Origin of the sequence: Aliivibrio sp. 1S128, assembly GCF_001691065.1 — a bacterium.
GTDB lineage: Bacteria > Pseudomonadota > Gammaproteobacteria > Enterobacterales > Vibrionaceae > Aliivibrio.
In genome coordinates, this window is record NZ_MAJV01000177.1 from 1 (window position 1) to 5,886 (window position 5,886).

Sequence of the window (5,886 nt, forward strand, 5' to 3'; positions counted from 1 at the left end):
TTTTACTTGACCACTACAGTACTCTCGCATTTTACTTCGAATATCTTCAGATACTTTAATCGTTTTATTATATGTTTTTTTATTCGCTAATGAATGCCAGCGAATATAAAAAGAAGCAGGTAACTCTGTACTACTAATTGAATACCCTGAATGAAACCGCTCACCCCCATCCCAACCTAAAGGATTTTCAGATTCCATGGTAGTTTTCCCTACCATTCCTCTCCATCCACCTTGTTTACGCTCTCCAACAATCAATAAAATATCACCCCTTACTGTGTAATATTTAGGTGAGATAGTCGAAATTGTCCATTCATCTAATTGCTGTGATTTAACTTGATGTTTAGCGGAACAAGCACTAATCAATAGACAAAAAATAATGAGAATACATCGATTAAAATTCATCACTATTTTTACCAAATACCAACGGGAACGCCATGCTCATCAACATAAGCTTGGGCTTCTTTACTTAACTCTGGATAAACAAAATCATCAGCAACTTTATATTCTACGGCTTGTACTTTAAATTGAAGTTCATTATCAAAGCATCCGCCATTAAGAAATACAGAAATCATTCCATCTGGAGCTAAGCCTAATAAAATATTATTTTTGTATGGTCTAAGTTTGTTACTCTTACCACAACGAATATCATGATATTCTCGCATTTTATTTCGTATCTCATCGGAAATTCTAATTGCTTTATTGTAAGTGACTTTATTCACTAAAGAATGCCAACGGACATATAAAGAGCCAGGCAACTCAATACTTTTAATTGAGTAACCGGAATTATAACGTTCCCCTCCCGCCCAACCTAAAGGATCCGATGAAGATACCGTTGTCTTTCCTACCATTCCTTTCCAACCTATTTTTTTCTTTTCTCCAAAAATAAGAACGGTATCCACTCTTACAATATAATACTTTGGAGTTATAGTGGAAACTCTCCATTCATCTAATTGCTGAGATTTAACTTGATGTTTAGCTGAACAAGCACTAATCAATAGACAAAAAATAATGAGAATACATCGATTAAAATTAATCACTATTTTTACCAAATACCAACGGGGACACCGTGTTCATCAACATAAGCTTGAGATTCTTTTTTTAACTCTGGATACACAAAATCATCAGCTACTTTATATTCTACGGCTTGTACTTTAAATTGAAGTTCATTATCAAAGCATCCGCCATTAAGAAATACAGAAATCATTCCATCAGGAGCCAAACCCAATAAAATATTATTCTTATATGGAAGTAATAAATCATAATAACCGCAGCGTATATCGTGATATTCACGCATTTTATTTCGAATATCGTCGGAAATCCTAATTGCTTTATTATAAGTGACTTTATTCGCTAATGAATGCCAACGAATATAAACTAGTCCAGGTAATTCAGTACTTTGAATTGAATAACCTGAATTATATCTTTCTCTTCCCTCCCAAGAGTTTGGATGTTTAGAAAACTTAGTAGATTTTGTAACCATCCCTCTCCACCCACCTTGCTTTTTCTCACCTGTAATCAACATAATATCAACATACGCTGAATAATATTTTGGTGCCATCGTAGAAACTCGCCACTCATCTAATTGCTGAGATTTAATGTGAGATTTAGTTGAGCAAGAGGAAACTAATAAACAAAGAGTAATTAAAAGGTACTTATTCAAAATGGATATCCTTTCTGTTTTTTATGAGACCAAATTTGTCTTTCACGCTCTCCATATTGATTAATCCTAGGCTTCATTGTATACATCCCAGTATCTAGCGCCCAATGATCTGAACAATGGATATAGTGTTTTAAAACGTAGGATGACAAAGATTCCGGTACTTCTTTTATAATAGATAAACCCGAGATATTTTTTGAATGATTATAACAATCTTCATAATATGAATAGAGTTCAGTTAATTTAGCATCAAAAGTTAGAGTGTTATTAGAAAGCGGCACCTTATTTTCGAGCGCTATTTTATGCATTAAGTTAAATGAAAGTAGCTGAAGATCGGGTGAAATGTCTCGCGTCATTGATAATGTGGCTCTAAATCGACAATGCTTATTAGTGAGTCTTATTTTCAGTACATTATTTTGTGAAAAACAACTTGTAGAAACAACATAAGGCAAAAATTCTTGCTTCATCTCTTCTATTTTTGCTGCTGCTTTGTTATTAAATTTCTGTTCGACATGCCAATCATCCTCAGTAATGCTACGTAAGTATGGTTTCATAATCATCACACTATCAATCGGATCTTTATATCCACCACCGATATCTGAATGAACACCAAGTAAGGCGATTTCTTGATGTTCTGGAGCAACTGAATTTAATGCAAAATTATCTCTACACTCATGGTGCGCGGTAAAATGCACCACTTTATTAGCAATGTCTTTAGGTAGATATAGGTTAATACCATGATTGTGTTCGTCTGTTGTATCGAGTAAATCTTTAATACAGCCGATGGCTGATACTGTGTCGTATAAGCCAATAAAGTTAATACTTGTTTTAGAAAAACTATTTAATTGTAATTTCTGATATACCAAACCATCTTGCTTTTTGTATATTTCGTTAGCAAAGTGCCTTGCTGTTGCAGCTCCTCGACTAAATCCAAAAATATCAAAGGTTAATTTGATAAGATTAACACTAAGGTTTAATTTATTTAATTCAAAAAACATATCATCAATAGCTTTCATTGAAATCGCAATAACACCACGATCGCCAACACCTAATCCCATATCCGGAAAACGTTCATCCTCTTCTAACGCTTTCGTTCCTACTCCTTCCATATATATACTAAATACATTTTTTTGCTCTGAATCATAGGATTCACTTAGACGCCCTATATTCGTTATTGAATTATCATAACTACCTCGGTGTCTTTTCGAAAAAGAAGTTAGGTCTTCGCATACTCCTTGTATTTCATCTGGCACAAAACCGTCTTTATCACACATTGCACCAAAATCAGCGTTAAACGAATTGTTACCCGTTCCATCAAAAAAGACACCAAAACGAATTTCTTGCTTAGTAAAATCTAAAATTTCAATAACGTAGCTTTCATTATGAACAAAACTTATATTTCCTAGCTTTCCTTTATGGTGTTCTTCAGGAAAGTGATAATCAGGCGCTTTACTCCATAAATCACCTAGTGTGACTTGCTGGTATACCTTATTTACATCACCTTCTAAGCCACCTTTTTCTTCTTTAGAAAAATCAACAACTGGGGAGCTTTCTGATTCAACTCGCTTATCCCGGTCTTCAACAAGATCAATTAACTCTTGAGGCTCCATGCTAACTTTTATTGGGCCACTCGCTATATTCTCAATAAGGTTCGAGCCTGCTTTTAAACTTATGGTTTGAATGGTTCCAACAGCGTCTTCAATGGTGACTTCAATGCCCTCGTAAGGTTGATTATTTTCATCTCTGAAATCCAATTCAACCCAATTGGTTACTTTTTCACAAGGAATACAACGATCACTCATATTTCACTTCCTTGTTGAAGGGCATTACTCATTGCTAGCTTCCCTGCTTTTTTAACCGTATTTATTTGCTTATCATCCAGATACCAAGCATCAAAAACAGTTTGCTCTTCCCATTGTGTATTTTTAGAAAGCATAACCATAGAATAAGCTTCTAATTCTTCGTTACTAAGTTGGTAAGATCTACCTTGCTTAAGAAAGCCAATTAGCTTCAACTGAATATCAAAATTTAAGTTATAAACTGTTTTCATTAGCTCCGGGAAACGCTGCCACCCTAAGCGCTCAACAATCCATGCGTGTCTTTTAAGTGAATATTGAGAATGGTGTTTTTCTATTCTCCACCATGGTTCAAGCTGATGAGTAAGCCTTGGGGCGCTATTCTTAAAACTAACAGGGATGTCATTAGATATAATCTTAATCTGACTTGCCGTCCCAAGAAACGTTGATAATTCTATTTGGCTAAAAGCTGACAACATCGGTTCTAAGATTATTCGATCATAATATCGAAACAAAACAAGCTCACCGTCAAGCCCTGCAAACGTTAAGCTTTTCCAGTGTTCTATTTGGGTTTCAATACTGTCGGAGTAATAAATAACAAACCCAGATGGTTGCCCTTGAAAGTAAAATAAAAAATCATCAGTAGGGTTAGGCAGCAACCATGGACCAATCTCTTTCTGTGCATCAAATTCAGAATCTAAATACAGAGGGAAAGCATCATTTCCACCAAAATGATAAAAGCGTTCAATAACATTCTTATCTTCAAGCGGATTAACAATAAGATAACTTTGCTCACGCATTACTTTTATTCCTCTCCACAAGATTTAACAGCGATTGCATTGAGCTTTTGAGCATTCTGCATTGAACTTTTTGATGCTTTCATTGGCAGGGCGCCAGCTTTCTCTAACTCTTTCCCCATAGGCAATAGGGCTACTTTGCCTGCATAACCGCTGCCACTTCCTGCGCTACCACCGGAGTTTAGGTTAATAGCAGACCCAATAAGATGAACGCCTGCGGGGTCAATTTTTACGACACTGCCACCGGCTTTAATGGTAATTTCAGTTCCTGCCTCTAACACTATTTTTTGCCCTGATTTTAAGTGCAATTCAGAACCAATCTCTTCTAATCGTTTTTTACCGACTTTGCTATGAACAGAGCCATGAACTTGATGATGAGAATCTCCTTTAATGGTTTCAAACTGGCTACCATCAACGGTTGTATTTCTATTGTTTTTTATCTCATTGAATTGATTGTTATGTACAACTTTATGCTCATCATTAAACACTTCTACCGTTTGGTTGTTCTGAATTTGGCAGTCCATGTCTTTTGCTGCATGTATATAAACTTGCTCGGCGTCTTTTTTATCTTCAAAACGCAGTTCATTAAAATTTTCACCACCAAGAGAGCTTGAGGTTTTAAAGGTACTACGTGTTTTATGCTCAGGTAAAGTATATGGAGGCTTATTATCGCCATTATAAAGAGATCCTGTAATGATAGGTTTATCTGGATCACCATGGATAAAGCTAACAATGACCTCATGCCCTATTCTTGGCAAAATAAACTGCCCATATTGATTGCCCGCCCAGCCTTGAGAAGTTCGTAACCAACAACTTGTCTTCTCATTTCCTTGACCGTTTCTATCCCAATGAAATTGTACTTTGACTCGTCCAAACTCATCACAATAGATCTCTTCATTCTCAGGACCTGTAACAATCGCGGTATCGACATTATGAATTAATGGTTTAGGCTCTGATTTTGTTTTAAAAGGAAGGTGCCAAGGCGAACATCGAAAGCTGGCATGATAACTTGAACTCCCATCCGCTAACTCTTCAAGCACTTGTGGTTGTTGGCCACTATGAAACACTTGAGTGAGCAACCAAGTATCGTTCCATTCTGAATTAGGATGTTCTTGGATCGGTTGAAAATGACCTACCGTTAATTGGGCGCAATCACTCTCGCCAATTAACTCTATTGTGTTCGTTCTCGCTTGTTTCAATACTAATGCAGCTTGTAGGGTTGCGGCTTCTGATGTGCTCTTATTCGCAGGATAATGATATTGCTCTAATCCTAACTCCGAAGCTTGATTTTCTTTATCGTCTTGCTGATGAGCGCCAACAGGATGACGTTGCGGAGTTTCAAAATGATAGTCTTTTACTGATACCTTACCAACACTGACCTTCTGCTTCTTCATTAATGAGGTAATGGTATTACCATCTTTTACCATTCCATTGTCGGCAACAACGCAAAGAGGAGGAAGCTCTGTATAGATTTCAGGGCCATCAGATATAATGAGTTTAGACCCTACATCAGTATGCTCAAAATAAGAAACTAAGCCTTCCTCTGCCATCAATCGTTGAATAAATCCAAAATCCGATTCACCATACTGGACACAATATTCACGCGGTTGATGAGTGTTAAATAATTCGATTTCAA

6 protein-coding genes are annotated in these 5,886 nt (G+C 36.3%); all 6 read right to left on the reverse strand.

Translation table 11 applies throughout. From position 1 onward, the window contains the following. Positions 1-402, reverse strand: a 402-nt coding sequence (locus tag A6E03_RS19040) for a DUF2931 family protein (RefSeq protein ID WP_141677313.1), incomplete at its 3' end; no start/stop codon positions are given. An 8-nt stretch (positions 403-410) separates the two neighbouring features. Continuing rightward, positions 411-1,037 carry a DUF2931 family protein gene (locus A6E03_RS19045; protein WP_065601532.1) on the reverse strand — a complete coding sequence of 209 codons (627 nt, stop codon included), beginning with the start codon at positions 1,035-1,037 and terminating at the stop codon, positions 411-413. Between the two features lie 5 nt (positions 1,038-1,042). Continuing rightward, positions 1,043-1,660 (reverse strand): DUF2931 family protein, encoded by a 618-nt coding sequence (locus A6E03_RS19050; protein WP_065601533.1) that lies wholly within the window; start codon positions 1,658-1,660, stop codon positions 1,043-1,045. Next, the gene (locus A6E03_RS19055) at positions 1,657-3,411 is read right to left on the reverse strand and encodes a DUF2235 domain-containing protein (protein WP_255310674.1); all 1,755 of its coding nucleotides are present in this window, start codon (positions 3,409-3,411) and stop codon (positions 1,657-1,659) included. The genes A6E03_RS19050 and A6E03_RS19055 overlap by 4 nt, the downstream gene beginning before the upstream one ends. Positions 3,412-3,455: 44 nt before the next feature. Further along, positions 3,456-4,253 (reverse strand): DUF4123 domain-containing protein, encoded by a 798-nt coding sequence (locus A6E03_RS19060; RefSeq protein WP_065601535.1) that lies wholly within the window; start codon positions 4,251-4,253, stop codon positions 3,456-3,458. Positions 4,254-4,258: 5 nt separating this feature from the next. After that, on the reverse strand, positions 4,259-5,886 hold a 1,628-nt coding region (gene tssI / locus A6E03_RS19065), incomplete at its 5' end, for a type VI secretion system tip protein TssI/VgrG (protein WP_065601536.1).

Bases quoted from the DNA above. Each gene is read 5' to 3' on its own strand.
- A6E03_RS19060 (WP_065601535.1), bottom strand. From the start codon at position 4,253: ATGCGTGAGCAAAGTTATCTTATTGTTAATCCGCTTGAAGATAAGAAT.